Annotated in this window: 12 protein-coding genes and 1 pseudogene; 9 read left to right on the top strand and 4 right to left on the bottom strand. The window is 72.3% G+C overall.

Annotated elements, in window-relative coordinates; translation table 11 throughout:
- Positions 1 to 91: 91 nt before the first annotated feature.
- The 4 genes from AMK26_RS16730 (at position 92) to AMK26_RS16715 (ending at position 6,140) form a co-directional block, all read left to right on the top strand.
- Complete coding sequence (locus AMK26_RS16730; protein WP_073755418.1) at positions 92 to 2,131, top strand: glycogen debranching N-terminal domain-containing protein; 2,040 nt, start codon at positions 92 to 94, stop codon at positions 2,129 to 2,131.
- 118 nt (positions 2,132 to 2,249) lie between these two features.
- Positions 2,250 to 3,020, top strand: coding sequence for an NUDIX hydrolase (locus AMK26_RS16725; protein ID WP_073755417.1), 771 nt, complete (start codon positions 2,250 to 2,252; stop codon positions 3,018 to 3,020).
- 110 nt (positions 3,021 to 3,130) lie between these two features.
- On the top strand, positions 3,131 to 5,092 hold the full coding sequence (locus AMK26_RS16720; protein WP_073755416.1) for an ABC transporter ATP-binding protein: 1,962 nt from the start codon (positions 3,131 to 3,133) through the stop codon (positions 5,090 to 5,092).
- 160 nt (positions 5,093 to 5,252) lie between these two features.
- Positions 5,253 to 6,140: a FadR/GntR family transcriptional regulator gene (locus AMK26_RS16715; protein WP_073755415.1), complete on the top strand. Its 888-nt coding sequence runs from the start codon at positions 5,253 to 5,255 to the stop codon at positions 6,138 to 6,140.
- 403 nt (positions 6,141 to 6,543) lie between these two features.
- Here the strand turns inward: AMK26_RS16715 and AMK26_RS37295 are convergent, their stop codons facing one another.
- A complete protein-coding gene (locus AMK26_RS37295) occupies positions 6,544 to 6,711 on the bottom strand; it encodes a hypothetical protein (protein ID WP_179166852.1) in 168 nt (55 codons plus the stop codon).
- On the opposite strand from AMK26_RS37295, the gene AMK26_RS16710 reads away from it, so the two are divergent.
- On the top strand, positions 6,644 to 8,191 hold the full coding sequence (locus tag AMK26_RS16710; protein WP_073755552.1) for an RNA polymerase sigma factor: 1,548 nt from the start codon (positions 6,644 to 6,646) through the stop codon (positions 8,189 to 8,191). The two genes, AMK26_RS37295 and AMK26_RS16710, sit on opposite strands and share 68 nt — an antisense overlap.
- 152 nt (positions 8,192 to 8,343) lie before the next feature.
- The gene (locus AMK26_RS16705) at positions 8,344 to 9,165 is read left to right on the top strand and encodes a serine protease (protein WP_073755414.1); all 822 of its coding nucleotides are present in this window, start codon (positions 8,344 to 8,346) and stop codon (positions 9,163 to 9,165) included.
- A 367-nt stretch (positions 9,166 to 9,532) separates the two neighbouring features.
- Here AMK26_RS16705 and AMK26_RS16700 read toward each other — a convergent pair whose 3' ends face one another.
- Complete coding sequence (locus AMK26_RS16700) at positions 9,533 to 9,760, bottom strand: DUF7455 domain-containing protein (RefSeq protein WP_073755413.1); 228 nt, start codon at positions 9,758 to 9,760, stop codon at positions 9,533 to 9,535.
- 440 nt (positions 9,761 to 10,200) lie between these two features.
- Between AMK26_RS16700 and AMK26_RS16695 the strand changes: the two genes are divergently transcribed.
- The 3 genes from AMK26_RS16695 (at position 10,201) to AMK26_RS16685 (ending at position 14,575) form a co-directional block, all read left to right on the top strand.
- Complete coding sequence (locus AMK26_RS16695) at positions 10,201 to 12,318, top strand: DNA gyrase/topoisomerase IV subunit B (protein WP_073755412.1); 2,118 nt, start codon at positions 10,201 to 10,203, stop codon at positions 12,316 to 12,318.
- 167 nt (positions 12,319 to 12,485) lie between these two features.
- Positions 12,486 to 12,983, top strand: coding sequence for a DUF485 domain-containing protein (locus AMK26_RS16690; protein ID WP_073755411.1), 498 nt, complete (start codon positions 12,486 to 12,488; stop codon positions 12,981 to 12,983).
- Positions 12,980 to 14,575, top strand: a complete 1,596-nt coding sequence (locus AMK26_RS16685; protein WP_073755410.1) for a solute symporter family protein — start codon at positions 12,980 to 12,982, stop codon at positions 14,573 to 14,575. Before AMK26_RS16690 ends, AMK26_RS16685 begins: the two co-directional genes overlap by 4 nt.
- Positions 14,576 to 14,584: 9 nt before the next feature.
- Here AMK26_RS16685 and AMK26_RS16680 read toward each other — a convergent pair whose 3' ends face one another.
- A complete protein-coding gene (locus AMK26_RS16680; RefSeq protein ID WP_073755409.1) occupies positions 14,585 to 15,262 on the bottom strand; it encodes a DUF7342 family protein in 678 nt (225 codons plus the stop codon).
- A gap of 583 nt (positions 15,263 to 15,845) precedes the next feature.
- Positions 15,846 to 17,490: pseudogene (locus AMK26_RS16675) on the bottom strand (sensor histidine kinase); the annotation flags it as partial.
- Positions 17,491 to 17,641: the final 151 nt, after the last annotated feature.

Genomic DNA, 17,641 nt, shown 5'->3' with positions numbered 1-17,641 from the left:
CACCGTTGCCCTCTGTGGCGGAGTCGCCCGACCCGTGCCGTCGTACCTCCAGCGGCTGTCCGGAGCGCACAGAAGGCTCAGCACACCACCCATGGACCTCACCGTCCCGCCCCCGCCCCCCGTCCCGCCGTTCCGACAGCCGTCCGCCGCCGGACTCGCACCCCCGGCGCCGGGACGCCCCGGGGAACTGCCGCCCGTGCACGATGCCCTCGTCTGCGTCGCCCTGCCGTCCTTCGCCGTCTCGGCGCGGCACGGGCAGCTCACCGGCCAGGGCCTCGAAGGTGTCTACCACTCGGGCCGCCGGGTCCTCTCCCGCTGCCACCTGCGCGTGGCCGGCCGGGACCCGGTCACGGTGCAGGGCCGGCTCCTCGCCGCCGACCGGGTCCGCTTCGTCGCCGTGGTGCGCACCTCCGCCGACCCCGGCCCCGATCCGGGCGTCGGCGTGGAGCGGTCCCGGCGCGCGGACGGCACCGAACGGATCACCTTCCGCAGCTCGCTGGGGCGCAGCCTGCGGCTTCCCGTCGAGATCGCCCTGGGCACCGACCTCGCGGACCTGGGCGCCGTCGCGTCCGGTCGGCCCTGCCCCGAACTGCGCGCGACGGTGCACGACTCGGGCCTGCGCTGGTCGGCACCCGACGGTGGCCATGCGATCGTCACCGCCGAGCCGCCCCCCAAGGACACCCTCGCCTCCGCCGGACTGCTGCGCTGGGAGCTGGAGCTCCGGCCAGGCGCTGCCCGCACCATCACCCTCGACGTGCGGATGCGCTCCCCACGCACCGCGCGGCCGGTGGGCCGAATGGGCGGCCACAGCCTCCCCGACGCCCGAGCCGAGGGAGACGACCCACGTGTGGAGAAGCTCCTCCGGACCGGCCTCGGTGATCTGCGGGCGCTCCTGGTGCGCGATCCCGCCCACCCGGCCGACCTCCATCCGGCCGCGGGCGTGCCCTGGCGCTGCGGCCCGGCGCCGGCGGAAGCGCTGTGGGCCGCCCGCATGGCCCTCCCCCTGGGCACCCAGCTCGCCGCCTCCACCCTGCGCACCCTCGCCCGGACCCAGCTCACCGGCCCCGGCCCCGGTGCGGGACGCATTCCCGGGCCGCTCCGCGACACCGGTCCGCACCTGCCGCCCAGCTGCACCGGCACCGAGGCGACCCTCGCCTTCCCCGTCGTGCTGGCCGAGGCTCGACGCTGGGGCCTGCCGGACCAGGACCTCACGGAGCTGCTCCCGGCCGCCGAGCGCTGCCTGCACTGGCTGCGTACCGCCGCCGGCGAGCGCGGCCTGCTGCGCGAGCCGGGCCCCGCCGGGCTCCAGCGTGCCGAGACGCAGGCCCACGCCCACCGGGCCGCCCTGCTCGGTGCCGATCTCCTGGAGGCCTGCGGCCGCCCCGGCGCGGACGGCTGGCGAGACTGGGCCCACGCCCTGCGCCACCGCTTCCGGGAGGAGTTCTGGCTCGACGACCCGACCGGCGGCCGCCCCGCCGCCGCACGCACACCGGCGGGCCGCCCACTGCCACATCTGGGAGGCGGCGCGGCGCACCTCCTCGACACCGGCCTGCTCGGTGGCGGCCGGTTCGCCGAGGGCCTGCTCGACAAGGTCCAGACCGAGCAGGTCGCCCGGCTGCTCGGGAGCCCCGCCATGGACACCGGCTGGGGCCTGCGCAGCCTCGGAGCCAAGGAACCGGGACACAACCCCTTCGGACACCGCTCGGGGGCGGTACGGGTCCACGAGACGGCCGTCGCCGTCACGGGCCTGGCCGCCGCCGGGTACGAAAAGGAGGCCACATCCCTGCTGCGCGGCCTCCTCGACGCGGCCGAGGCATTCGCGTACCGGCTGCCCGAGATGTACGCGGGGGACCAGCGCACGAGTGACAGCGTCCCTGTCCCGCACCCCGCCGCGTGCCGTCCCGCCGCGGTGGCCTCGGCCGCCGGCATCCAGCTGCTCACCACCGTGGCCGGGATCCGCCCGGACGCCCCCGCCCACACCGTCGCGCTGCAACCCATGCGCGGCGCCCCGTTCGGAGCGATCCGGCTGTCCGGGCTGTGTGTCGCGGGGGAGCCGTTCGCTGTGCGGGTCAGCAGGCTGGGCCTGGGCATGGTCGAGGAGGCCGCCCCCGGCCTCCAGCTGGGCGTGTGACCGGGTGCACCAGGCGCCTGCGGCAGGCGGCACACAAGCCGGCACGAGGGAGGAAGAAGTGACCACCGGGGGAGCCGAGGAGCGTGTTTATCGTCAGGAAGACGACTATGATCGCTGCATGTCGCCCTACGACCCGTCGGCCTTTCCGCCCTTCGCCGTGACCGTCGACCTGGTGGTGCTCACGGTACGCCGCCACGCGCTGTGCGCACTGGTCGTACGGCGTGGAGAGCCGCCGTTCCAGGGGCGCTGGGCACTGCCGGGCGGCTTCGTACGGCCCGACGAGGATCTCGGCGCCGCGGCGGCGCGGGAGCTGGTCGAGGAGACGGGGCTCTGCGCGCACGACCCGGGCACCCCGCTCCCCGAAGCCGGCAATGGCGCCCACCTCGAACAGCTCGCCACCTACGGAGACCCCAAGCGGGACCCCCGTATGCGAGTCGTCAGCGTCGCTCACCTCGTGCTCGCACCCGACCTCCCCGCGCCCCGGGCGGGCGGCGACGCCAACAGCGCCCGCTGGGCCCCCGTCGACGAGCTGCTCAACCAGGACGGCGGTTTCGGCCGGGAGGGCGAGCAGCCCGCGCCACTCGCGTTCGACCACGCGCGGATCCTGGCAGACGGAGTGGAGCGCGCCCGTTCCAAGATCGAGTACTCGTCGCTGGCCACGGCCTTCTGCCCGCCCGAGTTCACGGTTGGCGAGTTGCGCCGGGTCTACGAGGCGGTGTGGGGGGTCGCTCTCGACCCGCGCAACTTCCACCGCAAAGTGACGGGTACGCCAGGGTTCCTGGTGCCCTCCGGCGGCACCACGACGCGTCAGGGCGGCCGGCCCGCCCAGCTCTTCAGAGCCGGAGGCGCGACCCTGCTCAACCCGCCGATGCTTCGCCCCGAGGTCTGACACCTCGGGCCCCACCGCTCAACCCTGCGCAAAAAGTCCGAAATATCGCGTTATCTTGCTTCGGTACCCGCCCCTGCCGCCGAGCGGTTTCCTCTACCGCGGGAGAAGCGATGCTCCAGGCAATCGGACTGACCAGCACCCCCCGCCGAGACCGTCCGCCCGCCGTGGACGATCTGACCTTCGAGGCCCGACCGGGCAGTGTCACCGCACTGCTCGGCCCCACCGGCTCGGGCAAGACCACCGCCCTGCGGATGATGCTCGAACTCGAACCGGGCCGCGGGGTCACCTACTTCCGCGGCCGCCCACTCCACCGCATCGCCCACCCCGCCCGCGAGGTCGGCGTACTGCTCGGCGACGTACCCGGCCACCCCGCCCGGACCTGCCGCGGCCAACTGCGCATGCTCTGCGCGGCCGCCGGCGTACCGGCGTCCCGTGCCGACGACATGCTCGACATCGTCGGCCTCGCCGGCCTGCGCGACCAGCGGCTCGGCACCCTCTCCCTCGGTATGGAACGCCGACTCGGCCTCGCCGCCGCCCTGCTGGGCGACCCGCACACCCTCCTGCTCGACGAGCCGGCCGCCAAACTGTCGCCCCGCGAGACCAGCTGGCTGTTCGGCCTGCTGCGCGCCCACGCCGCCCACGGCGGCACGGTGCTCTACACCACCGACGATCCCAAGGAGGCCGCCCGCACGGCACACCACGTCGTCACCATCCGCGAAGGGCGGCTGGTCGCCGACCAGGACGCGGCCGCGTTCTCCCGCACCCGGCTGCGCCCCCGGGTCGCCGTCCGCACGCCTCATGCCGCCCGCCTCGCCGCCGTGGTCAGCCGCGAGGCGCGCGCCGCGCACCGCTCGGTCGAAGTGGTCACCGAGGAGGGCAACCGGCTGTCCGTGTACGGCAGCGACTGCGCCGAGATCGGTGAGACCGCCTTCCGGCACGGTGTGCTCCTCCACCAACTCGCCCACGAGATCGGCGACACGGGCCCCTTCCCCGGCCCACCCCCGGCCCCTGCCGCCACTCCGGCGCCGACGCTCCCGAAGGCGCCCGCCCCCGCCCCGGGCTCCGCCCCTGTCCCGGCTCCCGCCCCCGCCCCCGGCTCCGCCCCTGTCCTCGCCCCGGGCTCCGCCCCCGTGTCGGCGTCCCAGGAGGCGCCCGGCTCCGCCCCTGCCCCCGGCTCCACCCCCGGCCCCGGCTCCGTCCCCGGTCCGGGCCCCGCCCCCGCCCCCGGCCCCGAGCCGGCGGCGGTCCTTGCCCGGGGCGGTGGGGGGCCGCTGCCGCCGCCGCTCGTGCGCAAGCCCGTGCGCAGCCCCCTCCGCCCCCTGCGGTACGAGCTGTCCCGCCTCCTCGGCGTACCCACGGGGCCCCTGATCGCCGCCGCCGCCCTCGTCACGTCCGCCGTCCTCGCCGTGTTCCTCGCGCGCCCCGGTGGCACGCCCCTGCCCGCGGTCCTGGCCGCCTGGCCCGGCCTGCTCCCGCTGCCGCCCGCCGCCCTCGGCGCCGGCCTGCTGGGCGCGCTGTCGTTCGGTGAGGAGTACCGCTACCCCGTCCTCTCGTCCGGCCGCGGCACCGTTCCGCGCCGCCTCGGGCTCCTCCTCGCCAAGCTCACCGTCACCGCCGCCGCCGCTCTCCTGCTCGCCCTCCTCGTCGCGGTCGTCGACCTCGAGGTGCTCCGGCTCGTGTACGGCGGCGACTTGATTCCCGTACCGAAAAACTGGCCGGCGCTCTGCATCGGTTGGGCCGGCCTCCTGGTGGGCTGTGCCTGGGCCGGGCTCCTGGCGGCCGGGGTCTTCCGGGCGACCGCGGCGGGCGTCGCCGCCGTGCTGGCCGTACCGGTCGTCATCGCCCCGCTCGTACAGAAGGCGCTCGTAGGCCCGTCCGTGCGTTCGATCGCCGGGCTCCCGGCCCGGTTGCGCGAACTGGCCTGGGCGCAGTGGCCCGACGAGGCCGATCGCTGGCTCCTGGCGGCGGCGCGGGTGATCGCTCAACCGGTGGGCACCGCACTGGTGTTGTCGCTCACAGCTCTTACGTGCGCTTATCTGTTCACGGCGCTGCGCCGTAGGGCCCGTTGGTGACCGAGCCGTGACCAAAGCGCTTCAAACGGTCACAACTCCCTTGGAAATTGCCCGCTTCCTTCCGATAAGGCGTCAATTGGAGAGCGGGCGCCGATCACCCTTTCGTGTGCTTTTCACCAAAGACCTCAAGGGTCGTGGAAGCCGCGCCGACAAAGGATGCGTGAGTACCCTTGCGCACACCATGATGACCGCCGCCCGCCCCGTGGAGACCGGCCTCACGGCCCAGGGCGGACTGGACCGATACCCCTACACGGAGGCTCCCGTCGCCGACCGCGTCGGGCCCCCCTCCTGGGACGGCGCCGACACGGAGCTGGGACGGGTGGGCCGGCGGACGGCCGGCAGCCGCGGCCGCGGACTGCACGGCCAACTCGTCCAGCAGCTCGGCCAGATGATCGTCTCCGGCGACCTGGGCGCTGACCGGCCGCTCGTACCCGAGGAGATCGGCCAGCGATTCGAAGTCTCCCGTACCGTCGTACGCGAGTCGCTGCGCGTCCTCGAGGCCAAGGGGCTGGTGAGTGCCCGTCCGAACGTCGGTACCCGCGTCCGTCCGGTCAGCGACTGGAACCTGCTCGATCCGGACATCATCGAGTGGCGGGCCTTCGGCCCGCAGCGCGAGGACCAGCGTCGTGAGCTCAGCGAGCTGCGGTGGACGATCGAGCCGCTGGCGGCGCGCCTCGCCGCCGGCCACGGCCGCGAGGACATCCAGCAGCGGCTCGGCGACATGGTCGAGATCATGGGCCACGCCTTCGCCCAGGGTGACGCGATCACCTTCTCCCGTGCGGACGCCGAGTTCCACAACCTGCTGATCCAGCTCGCCGGCAACCGGATGCTGGAGCACCTGTCCGGCATCGTGTCCGCTGCCCTCCAGGTCTCCGGCTCCCCCGCGATCAGCTGTGACCGCCCCAGTGAGCCCTGCCTCGCCCACCACGCGCGCATCGTCGACGCCCTGGCCGGCGGCGACGGCCCGGCCGCCGAGGCCGCCATGCGCCAACTGCTGACGGTGCACCCGGAGGTGGAGCGGGTCGTCCCCGCCCCGCGCGAACACTGAACCGCCCCACAAAGGCGGACCGCCCGGCGGCAGGCTGCCCCACAAGGGCGGGCCGTCCGGCGCCGCGCGTGCCACACGGCGTGTCCACCTTCGCGTACGCGGCGTGTGTCGCCGGGCCCCAGGGACCACCCGAGGGGCCCGGCGCGTCCGAAACGTCCGCGGCGGCGTTTGCCGTTTCGGGCGCGGGGGCATGGCGAGGCCGACGCCGTACCCCGAAGGAACAGGGGATTCGGCGGCACGATGGGGGGTGACCTCCCGGTCTGGGGGTATTTGGACGCATACGGGGTGTGACTCGGGCCACGCGGATTGGGCGTAACGCTCCTCGAAGCCCTGCGATGACCTAAGAGGTGACAGCCGAGGAGGGAATACAGCAGCCGTTCATGGCGCTGTGCACCTCCGAGGTTCAGCCCGCGTCGTCGGCACATCCCCAGCCGACGGTCGTCGGCTCCGGCCCGATCATGGGCGGGGCCGGAAGCCGTTTCCATCGTTCCGAGAGGTTGTTCGTGTCGGCCAGCACATCCCGTACGCTCCCGCCGGAGATCGCCGAGTCCGAGTCTGTGATGGCGCTCATCGAGCGGGGAAAGGCTGATGGGCAGATCGCCGGCGATGACGTGCGTCGGGCCTTCGAGGCTGACCAGATTCCGCCAACCCAGTGGAAGAATGTTCTGCGCAGCCTCAATCAGATCCTCGAGGAAGAGGGTGTGACGCTGATGGTCAGTGCAGCGGAGTCGCCGAAGCGCACCCGCAAGAGCGTCGCAGCGAAGAGCCCGGCAAAGCGCACCGCCACCAAGACCGTCACCGCCAAGACGGCCGTGACGAAGTCCGTCGCGGCCGCCGCGGCTCCGGCGGCCCAGAGCGCGGACGCCCCGGCCGACGAGGCCGGTACCCCTGCCAAGAAGGCGGCCGCCAAGAAGACCGCCGCCAAGAAGACGGCGGTGAAGAAGACCGCCGCCAAGAAGACCACCGCCAAGAAGACCACGGCAAAGAAGGACGCCGACGAGGTCCTCGAGGGCGAGGAGCTGCTCGAGGACGTCGCGCCCGGCAAGGGCGAGGACGAGGAGGCCGAGGGCGAGAACAAGGGCTTCGTGCTCTCGGACGAGGACGAGGACGACGCGCCCGCGCAGCAGGTTGCCGTCGCCGGTGCCACGGCCGACCCGGTCAAGGACTACCTGAAGCAGATCGGCAAGGTCCCGCTCCTCAACGCCGAGCAGGAGGTCGAGCTCGCCAAGCGCATCGAGGCCGGCCTGTTCGCCGAGGACAAGCTGGCGAACTCCGACAAGCTGGCCCCGAAGCTCAAGCGCGAGCTGGAGATCATCGCTGAGGACGGCCGCCGCGCCAAGAACCACCTGCTGGAGGCCAACCTCCGCCTCGTGGTCTCCCTGGCCAAGCGCTACACCGGCCGCGGCATGCTCTTCCTGGACCTGATCCAGGAGGGCAACCTCGGTCTGATCCGCGCGGTCGAGAAGTTCGACTACACCAAGGGCTACAAGTTCTCCACGTACGCCACCTGGTGGATCCGTCAGGCGATCACCCGCGCCATGGCCGACCAGGCCCGCACCATCCGTATCCCGGTGCACATGGTCGAGGTCATCAACAAGCTCGCGCGCGTGCAGCGCCAGATGCTCCAGGACCTGGGCCGTGAGCCCACCCCGGAGGAGCTGGCCAAGGAGCTCGACATGACCCCCGAGAAGGTCATCGAGGTCCAGAAGTACGGCCGTGAGCCCATCTCGCTGCACACCCCGCTGGGCGAGGACGGCGACAGCGAGTTCGGTGACCTGATCGAGGACTCCGAGGCGGTCGTGCCGGCCGACGCGGTCAGCTTCACGCTCCTGCAGGAGCAGCTGCACTCGGTGCTCGACACGCTGTCCGAGCGTGAGGCCGGCGTGGTCTCCATGCGCTTCGGCCTGACCGACGGCCAGCCGAAGACGCTGGACGAGATCGGCAAGGTCTACGGCGTGACCCGTGAGCGGATCCGCCAGATCGAGTCCAAGACCATGTCCAAGCTGCGCCACCCGTCGCGCTCCCAGGTGCTGCGCGACTACCTCGACTGAGGTCAGGCGGTCGTACGAAGTGGAGGGCCCGGTTCCCCGAGGGGGAGCCGGGCCCTCCGGCGTGCCTGGCGAGTCCACGTCGCTGGGGTGCGGGGCGCGGCGCGCTGGCCGACTCTGGGTGAAGCTGGTTCAGCGGAGAGTCAGGAGACCGCATGCGTCGTCCCATCACCCGGAAGCGGACCGCGGCCGTGGCCGCCATCGTGGCCACGGCGGTCCTGCCGCTCAGTACGCCCGCGCCCGTGGCCGCCGACAGCGTCGTCGTCGGAGGACAGCCGGTACGCGCCTCCGACAGCCCCTGGGCCGTGGCCCTCTCCAGCCGTGACCGGTTCGGGGGTACGCGAGCGGGGCAGTTCTGCGGAGGCGTGGTCGTCGCGCCGACCAAGGTGGTGACCGCCGCGCACTGCCTGGGGCCGACGGTGCTCGGTACGGACGCGAAGGAGCTGAGCGACCTCAAGGTCATCGCGGGCCGCACGGAGCTGCGGGAGGCGGGCGGACGGGAGATTCCGGTGACCGGGGCGTGGATCAGCCCCGCGTACGACGCCGCGACGCAGTCCGGCGACCTGGCCGTGCTCACGCTGGCGAGCGCGCTGCCGCGCTCGTACGTCATCAAGGCGGCCGGACGCGGCGATCCGGCTTACCGGCCGGGCACGAGCGCCGCCGTGTACGGCTGGGGCGACACGACGGGCGGCGGCTCCTACGCGTACACGCTGCGCTCGGCGACGGTACGCGTGCTCCCGGACGAGGTGTGCGCGCGGGCGTACCCAGCGGAGGCGGGCGGCGGGGGGTACCTGGCCGCCACGATGCTGTGCGCGGGGGACCCCGAGGGCGGGCGCGACGCGTGCCAGGGGGACAGCGGGGGGCCGCTGGTGGCGCGCGGGCGTCTCATCGGGCTGGTGTCCTGGGGCAGCGGCTGCGGGGAGCCGGGCAGCCCGGGGGTGTACACGCGGGTCTCGGCGGTGCTGCCGGCGGTCTGAGGGGCGCACCTCCCGGTGCCTGCCTGAATCGTCGCCGGACGGCGCCACGGCTCGTCACAGGGACGGCACGGTGCCGGCTGGACGCCGCCAAGCGCGTTACCGGGGCGGCGCCGTGCCTCGGTACGACGTCAAGGCTCGTCACGGGGCGGCGCGGTGCCTCGGTACGACGTCAAGGCGCGTCACCCGGGACGGGGCGGCGGTGCCGCCCAGTGACGTCAGGGCGCCCCCCGGTAGCTGCGGCGCGGGCGAAGACGCGGGGCCGGACAGTGATGCGTGGCATGAGAACGGGCGACCGCCCCCTCGCGGTGGGGGCGGTCGCCCGTCGGCCAGTCCTGGACCGGCCCCTGGCTCGTCGTGGATAAGAGTGTCAGCGGTCCTCTTCGACTGCGTTCGGCACGGTGGTGAGCCGGTCCGTCTCATCCTGTATCTCCGCGGCGATCTTCTTGAGTTCCGGCTCGAACTTGCGCCCGTGGTGGGCGCAGAAGAGCAGTTCACCACCGCTGGTCAGCACGACGCGCAGATATGCCTGGGCGCCGCAGCGGTCGCAGCGGTCGGCGGCCGTCAGCGGGCTCGCGGGGGTCAGAACAGTAGTCACGTCGCCTCTTCTCTAGCTCGACGAGCTGTCGTACCAGGGTCAACATCCAACCAGGCCGAAAACGTTCCCGCTCGTGGCTTTTCCCTGAAAGTTTTTCCAAGGAGGCTGTCTGCTGCCGGTTGGCGGCGAATGAGCCGTATTGCTGTGCTCTACGGGTTTCGCGTTGCTTGTCTCGTTCAGTCTCGTTCAGCCCTCCCGGCGGTTGCCGGTTGTTCATGAGGACGTGCCCGGAGCCTAAATGGTTCATGCCTGGAAGGGAACGTGATGTCCACGTCACTCCATCGAGGGATCGAACACCCTTGCGACTCTGGACTAGCATGAGTTTTCACGTGGGTGGCGTTACAACGGCTCTACCAGGCCTCTGTACCCTCTGACCGGTGACAGACGCCGGGCCTTTACCCCCACAGGCCACTTTCCAAATTCAGCGAGGAGCGAACCGCGTGACCGCCGAGACGTCCGTGCCGTCCAGTGCGCTGCTGACCGCAGACCGTGACGGTTCCAACTACACCGCGCGGCACCTGCTCGTACTTGAGGGGCTCGAGGCGGTTCGCAAGCGACCTGGCATGTACATCGGGTCCACCGACAGCCGGGGCCTGATGCACTGCCTCTGGGAGATCATCGACAACTCCGTCGACGAGGCCCTCGGGGGGTACTGCGACCACATCGAGGTCATCCTCCACGAGGACGGCTCCGTGGAGGTCCGGGACAACGGCCGGGGCATCCCCGTCGACGTCGAGCCGAAGACCGGCCTCTCCGGCGTCGAGGTCGTCATGACCAAGCTGCACGCCGGCGGCAAGTTCGGCGGCGGTTCGTACGCAGCGTCCGGCGGCCTGCACGGCGTGGGCGCCTCCGTGGTGAACGCGTTGTCCGCCCGCCTCGACGTCGAGGTCGACCGCAACAGCTCCACGCACGCCATCAGCTTCCGCCGCGGCGTCCCCGGGATCTTCACCGAGTCGGGCCCCGACGCCCCCTTCGACCCCGCCAACGGGCTGCGCAAGATCAAGCGCGTGCCGAAGACCCGCACCGGCACCCGCGTGCGGTACTGGGCGGACCGCCAGATCTTCCTCAAGGACGCCAAGCTCTCCCTGGAGCACCTGCACCAGCGCGCCCGCCAGACCGCCTTCCTGGTGCCCGGCCTCACCATCGTCGTCCGCGACGAGCGGGACCTGGAGGGCGAGGGCAAGAGCGAGGAGACGTTCCGTTTCGACGGGGGCATCAGCGAGTTCTGCGAGTACCTGGCGCAGGACAAGGCCGTCTGCGACGTACTGCGGCTGACCGGCCAGGGCACCTTCAAGGAGACCGTGCCCGTCCTCGACGAGCGCGGGCACATGACGCCCACCGAGGTCACCCGCGAGCTCGGCGTCGACGTCGCACTGCGCTGGGGGACCGGGTACGACTCCACGGTCAAGTCGTTCGTGAACATCATCGCCACCCCCAAGGGCGGCACCCATGTCTCCGGCTTCGAGCGCGCGGTGACCAAGACCATGAACGAGGTGCTGCGCTCCGCCAAGATGCTGCGCGTCGCCGAGGACGACATCGTCAAGGACGACGCCCTGGAGGGCCTCACCGCCGTGGTGACCGTGCGGCTCGCCGAGCCGCAGTTCGAGGGCCAGACCAAGGAGGTCCTCGGTACGTCGGCGGCGAACCGCATCGTCGCCAATGTGGTCGCCAAGGAGCTGAAGGCCTTCCTGACCTCCACCAAGCGCGACGCCAAGGCCCAGGCCCGCGCGGTGCTGGAAAAGGCCGTCGCCGCCGCTCGTACACGGATCGCGGCCCGTCAGCACAAGGAGGCGCAGCGCCGCAAGACCGCACTGGAGTCCTCGTCGCTGCCCGCCAAGCTGGCCGACTGCCGCAGCGACGACGTGGAGCGCAGCGAGCTCTTCATCGTCGAGGGGGACTCCGCGCTCGGCACGGCCAAGCTTGCCCGGAACAGTGAGTTCCAGGCGCTGCTGCCGATCCGCGGCAAGATCCTCAACGTCCAGAAGTCGTCCGTCTCCGACATGCTGAAGAACGCCGAGTGCGGCGCGATCATCCAGGTCATAGGGGCGGGTTCCGGCCGGACCTTCGACATCGACGCGGCCCGGTACGGCAAGATCGTCCTGCTTGTGGACGCCGACGTCGACGGCGCGCACATCCGCTGCCTGCTGCTGACGCTGTTCCAGCGCTATATGCGCCCGATGGTCGAGGCGGGCCGCGTCTTCGCCGCCGTACCGCCGCTGCACCGCATCGAGCTCATCCAGCCCAAGAAGGGCCAGGACAAGTACGTCTACACGTACTCGGACAACGAACTGCGCCAGACGCTGCTGGAATTCCAGCGCAAGGGCATCCGGTACAAGGACTCCATCCAGCGCTACAAGGGCCTCGGCGAGATGGACGCCGACCAGCTCGCGGAGACCACGATGGACCCGAGGCACCGCACCCTGCGCCGGATCAACATCGGGGACCTGGAGTCCGCGGAGCAGGTCTTCGACCTGCTGATGGGCAACGACGTGGCACCGCGCAAGGAGTTCATCACCAGCTCCGCCGCGACCCTGGACCGGTCGCGCATCGACGCCTGAGCCGCCCCCTGAGGTCCCGGTTCCTTCCGACAGCGCGCGGAGCCGGGACCTCTCCATGACGTCACCTGATGGGGTGAAGAGCGGGAAGAGAAGAGTCTGGGATCTTCCCGGTCTGCCCATCCTTGTGCACGCGGCCGAAACGGTTCGCCGACAAGGAGAGTTGACCGGTGGAGAACAGGGAAGGACTCGATGCCGCGACAGTGCGGATCGATGACCCGTGGTATGACGCGCTGGCCTCCGGCTGGGGTGAGGGGAGCGGCCCGGGGGCGCCGGCGGCCGTGGTGCCCGGCCCCGCCCAGCCGTCGCGGGACCGGCGCGGCGCGTCCGACATCTACCTGGAGGTGCAGCGCAGCGCCGCCTTCCAGGAGGTACGCGGCCGCTACCGGCGCTTCGTCGTACCGGCCGTCCTGGCCTTCCTCGCCTGGTACCTGGCCTATGTCGTGGCGGCGACCACGGCGCCCGGACTGATGTCCCGCCCGGTGGCCGGGGCGGTGAACGTGGCGATGATCGCGGGGCTGGGACAGTTCCTCACCACCTTCGGGCTCACCTGGGCATACGTACGCCACGCACGGCTGCACCGCGACCGCGCCGCGCTCGATCTGCGCTGGGCTGTGTTCGATCAGGAGCGGGGCCAGGAGCTGACGCGAGGGGCGGTCGAGCGTTGACCGGAGACCACCAGGTACTGGCACTCCTGCTGTTCAGCGCGTTCATCGCCGGCACGCTGGCGATCACGACATGGGTGAGCCGCCGCCGGCAGGGCTCGGCGGAGGAGTTCTACGCCGGAGGCAGGCTGTTCTCGCCCATGGAGAACGGTTTCGCGATCGCCGGTGACTACATGTCCGCCGCGTCCTTCCTCGGCATCTCCGGCCTGATCGCCCTCTTCGGCTACGACGGGATGCTCTACTCGGTGGGCTTCCTGGTGGCCTGGCTCGTCGTGCTGTTCCTGGTCGCCGAACTCGTACGCAACTGCGGCCGGTTCACCCTCGCCGACGTGATCGCGGCGCGGATGCGGGAGCGGCCGGTGAGGATCGCGGCGGGAACTTCCTCGGTCGCCGTGTCCGTTCTCTATCTGGTGGCGCAGATGGTGGGGGCCGGCAGCCTGGTCGCGCTGCTGCTGGGCGGTACGAGCGAAGCCGCGCGCTCGTGGACCGTGATCGGCGTGGGTGCACTGATGGTGATCTATGTGTCGTTGGGAGGGATGCGAGCCACCACCTGGATCCAGATCGTCAAGGCCGTGCTGCTGATGGCGGGCGCGATCGCGCTCACCGTGCTCGTCCTGCTGCGCTTTCACGGCGATGTGAACCAACTGCTCACCACCGCGGCGGAACGCAGCGGGCACGGCCGGGACTTCCTGTCACCCGGCCTGAAGTACGGCGGGGACTGGACCGCGCGCCTGGACTTCATCAGCCTCGGTCTGGCGCTGGTCCTCGGCACCGCCGGACTGCCGCACATCCTGTCCCGCTTCTACACCGTGCCGACCGCGCGGGCCGCCCGCCGCTCGGTCGTCTGGGCCATCGGTCTCATCGGCAGCTTCTACCTGATGACGATCGTCCTGGGCTTCGGCGCCGCCGCGATCGTCGGCACCGAGGAGGTGCGGGCGTCCAACGCCGCGGGCAACACCGCCGTGCCGCTGCTCGCCCTCGACCTGGGCGGGGGAGCGGGCTCGACCGGCGGAGCGGTGCTGTTCGCGGTGGTCGCGGCGGTGGCGTTCGCGACGATCCTGGCCGTCGTCGCGGGCATCACGCTGGCCTCGTCGGTGTCGGTCGCGCACGACCTGTACGCCTCGCTGAAGCGGCCGCACGGCAAGCGGCGGAACGGCGAGGTCGCGGTGGCGCGCGTGGCGGCCGTCGGTGTCGGCGCGGTCGCGATCGGCCTCGGGCTGCTGGCCCGGGACCTGAACGTGGCGTTCCTGGTGGGGCTCGCCTTCGCCGTCGCCGCCTCCGCGAACCTGCCGGTGCTGCTGTACTCGCTGTTCTGGCGGAACTTCACCACGCGCGGCGCGGTCTGGTCGGTGTACGGAGGGCTCGTCCCGGCCGTGCTGCTGGTGGCGCTCTCGCCCGTCGTCTCGGGGAGCCCCGAGGCGCTCTTCCCCGGCGTGGACTTCCAGCTCTTCCCGCTCCAGAACCCGGGCCTGGTCTCCATCCCGCTGGGCTTCCTCGCCGGCTGGCTCGGCACGGTCACCTCGCCGGAACCTCCCGACGAGGCCAGGCACGCGGAGACGGAGGTACGGGCTCTGACGGGCGCGGGCGCGGTGTAGGCCGGTGGCCTACGAGGGGACCCACGCGTAGCGGTGTTCCGGGCGGCCGGTCTCGCCGTACTTCAACGACAGGCGCACCCGCCCGGCCCGCTCCAGCAGCTTCAGATACCGCTGGGCCGTCTGCCGGCTCACCCCCGCCCGTTCCGCGATCTCCTGCGTGGAGAGTGGACCGTCGGCGGTGAGCAGCACCTGGCGTACGAGCTCGGCCGTGGTGGGGGAGTGGCCCTTGGGCAGCTCGGGCGCGCCCGAACTCACCGACAGGGCGCCGAAGATCCGGTCCACCTCCGCCTGCTCGGCCTCGCCGCCGCCGTCGAGCGTGCGCCGCAGCGCCGCGTACGCCTCCAGCTTGGGGCGCAGGCCCGCGAAGTTGAACGGTTTCACCAGGTACTGGAGCGCGCCATGGCGCTGAGCGGCCTGGACGGTGGCCACATCGCGGGCCGCCGTCACCATGATCACGTCGGTTTGGTGCCCACGCCGGCGCAGTTCCCGTACGACCGCGAGGCCGTTCTCGTCCGGCAGGTAGTGGTCGAGCAGGATGAGGTCGACCGGCAACTCCTCGACCCGGGCGAGGGCCTCGGCCGCCGTATGCGCCAGCGCGACGACCTGGAAACCCGGCACCTTGGCCACGTACGCGGCGTTGATCTCCGCGACCCGGATGTCGTCGTCGACGACCAGCACGCCGATCACCGCGAACCCCCGGGCCCAGCCGCCTCCACGCCGACGGCACGCGCCGGGTCCCCCGCCGGCCCCACGGGCCGCTCCGGCCCCTCGGCTCCGCCGCCGGGCCGCTCACGCCTTGCTGCCGCCTCGGCGGCGCCCGTGGGCCGATTACCCCCCGCTGCCGCCTCGGCGGCGCCCGTGGGTCGCCCCGGTCCAGCCGGCGCCTCGGCGGCGCGGGTCGGTCGCTTGTCCTCAGGTGTCGCCTCGCTGGTGCCGGTGGACCGCGCAGGCCGCGCCGGTCCCGGCCGCGCAGGTTCCGGCCGCGCAGGTTCCGCCGGTGCCGCGTCGGTGCCGGTCGGCCGAGCCGGACGCGCCGGACGCTCGGCACCAGCCGGCCGCCCACTCCGCACGGACGCCTCGGCCCCCATCGGTCGCCGAGGTTCTGCCGGCGCCTCGCTGACCGCGAAAGCGGTCGGATCTTCGGGACCGACCGGTTCCTCGCTGTTCTCCGGGCCGCCGGGCCTCGTCAGCGCCCCGGGTTCCGCCGGGCGCGGGGCGCACACGAAGGCCGTCGGCTCGCCCGGCATCCCGTCCACGTCCACGGCCATCTGGCCAGGGTCCGTCAGGGCTTCCGGGAGGACGACGGTGAACTCCGCGCCGCCGCCGGGGGCCGCTGAGACGTGGGCGGTGCCGCCCTGGCGTTCCGCGAGGCGGCGCACCATGGCCAGGCCCAGGCCGCGGCGGCCGCCGTGGGCGGGAAGGTCCTTGGTGGACCAGCCTTCCGTGAAGACCAGTTCCCGCCGTTCGGGCGGGACACCCGGCCCGCTGTCCGTGACCCGCAGGACCGCCGTACGGCCCTCCGTGCGCAGCTCGACCTCCACGAGCGGCTCTTGGGACCCGGCCGCGGCGTCGACCGCGTTGTCGACGAGGTTGCCGACGACCGTCACCAGCTCACGCGGCTCGACCAGCCGGTCGGGCAACAGCGTCCCGGGCGCGAGGCGCAACGAGACGCCCCGCTCCGCCGCCACCGTGGCCTTGCCGACGAGCAGCGCGGCCAGCAGCGGGTCGTGCACCTTCTCGGTGACCTGCTCGGCCGTCGCCCGGTGCACGCCCACCACCTCGGTGACGAACTCCACCGCCTCCTCGTGCATCTCCAGTTCCAGCAGCCCCAGCAGCGTGTGCATCCGGTTGGCGTGCTCATGGTCCTGGGCGCGGAGCGCGTCGATCAGGCCCCGCGTGGAGTCCAGCTCGCGCCCGAGCCGCTCCAGCTCGGTACGGTCGCGGAGGGTGGCCACGGCGCCCCCGTCGTCGGTCGGCATCCGGTTGGCGATCAGCACCCGCTGCCCGCGTACGGTCACCAGGTCCTCACCACTGACCCGGCCGGCCAGCACGTCGGTCGTACGCCCCTCCCCGAGCACCTCCTCCAGCGGCCGGCCGGTGGCCTCGGGCCCCACACCCAGCAGCCGCTGCGCCTCGTCGTTCACCAGCCGGATCCGCCCGGCGCGGTCCAGCGCCACGACACCCTCACGGATCCCGTGCAGCATCGCCTCGCGTTCGGCGAGCAGCGCCGAGATGTCGGAGAAGGCCAGGTCATGGGTCTGGCGCTGGAGCCTCCGGGAGATCAGGTACGCGGCCAGCGCCCCGACGGCCAGGGCACCGCCCGCGTACGCGAGCAGTCCCGGGATCGCGGCCAGCAGCCGGGCGCGGACGCTGTCGTACTCGATGCCGACGGACACCGCGCCGACGATCTCGCCCGCGGCGTCCCGCAGCGGAACCTTTCCGCGGGCCGAGCGCCCGAGCGTGCCGCTGTCGATCTCCATCACGTCCTTGCCCGCGAGGGCCTCGCTCGGGTCGGTGGAGACGACCTTGCCGATCTGGGCGGGGTCGGTGTGCGACCACCGCACCCCACGCCGGTCCATGATCACCACGTACTCGGCGCCGGTGGCCTTCCGGATCCGCTCGGCCTCCGCCTGTACGGGCCCGGCAGCGCTCGGCGGCGTACTGGTCAGCTCCTCGGCGACCTCGCTCGACGCGGTGGTCTCGGCGATCGCCAGGGCCCGCCGCATCGCCTGGTCGTCGAGCTGGGCGCTGAGCGGCGCCAGGAACAGGCCGGTGGCCAGCACCGTCACGCCGACGACGATGGCCAGCTGCATCAGCAGCACCTGTGAGAAGACCCGCTGCGGCCAGCCGAACCGCCGGCGTCGCGCGGGGGCGCGCACGGCGGAGGAGGGGGCGGAGGTCGGTGCGGGGCTCATGCCAGGAACGGTAAAGGGCCAGGCACCTTTATGAAATGTCCGACGTCACTGCCACGAGGAGCCCCGCCTATTCTGGTGGCCGCAAGCCGCCGGACGCGGAGCCGGCCAAAGCGCGGAGCCGGCCAAAGCGCGGAGCCGACCGAGAAGGGTG

This window comes from Streptomyces sp. CB03234 (genome assembly GCF_001905885.1).
In the GTDB taxonomy this organism is placed as follows: Bacteria; Actinomycetota; Actinomycetes; order Streptomycetales; family Streptomycetaceae; genus Streptomyces.
The sequence above is the reverse complement of the archived record's forward strand: the minus strand, read 5'-3'. Positions and strand labels throughout refer to the sequence as shown.

What these genes read in the sequence shown, in the direction of transcription:
- AMK26_RS16730 (WP_073755418.1), top strand. Translation starts at nt 92, where the DNA reads ATGGACCTCACCGTCCCGCCCCCGCCCCCCGTCCCGCCGTTCCGACAG.
- AMK26_RS16725 (WP_073755417.1), top strand. Translation starts at nt 2,250, where the DNA reads ATGTCGCCCTACGACCCGTCGGCCTTTCCGCCCTTCGCCGTGACCGTC.
- AMK26_RS16720 (WP_073755416.1), top strand. Translation starts at nt 3,131, where the DNA reads ATGCTCCAGGCAATCGGACTGACCAGCACCCCCCGCCGAGACCGTCCG.
- AMK26_RS37295 (WP_179166852.1), bottom strand. Translation starts at nt 6,711, where the DNA reads ATGAGCGCCATCACAGACTCGGACTCGGCGATCTCCGGCGGGAGCGTA.
- AMK26_RS16705 (WP_073755414.1), top strand. Translation starts at nt 8,344, where the DNA reads ATGCGTCGTCCCATCACCCGGAAGCGGACCGCGGCCGTGGCCGCCATC.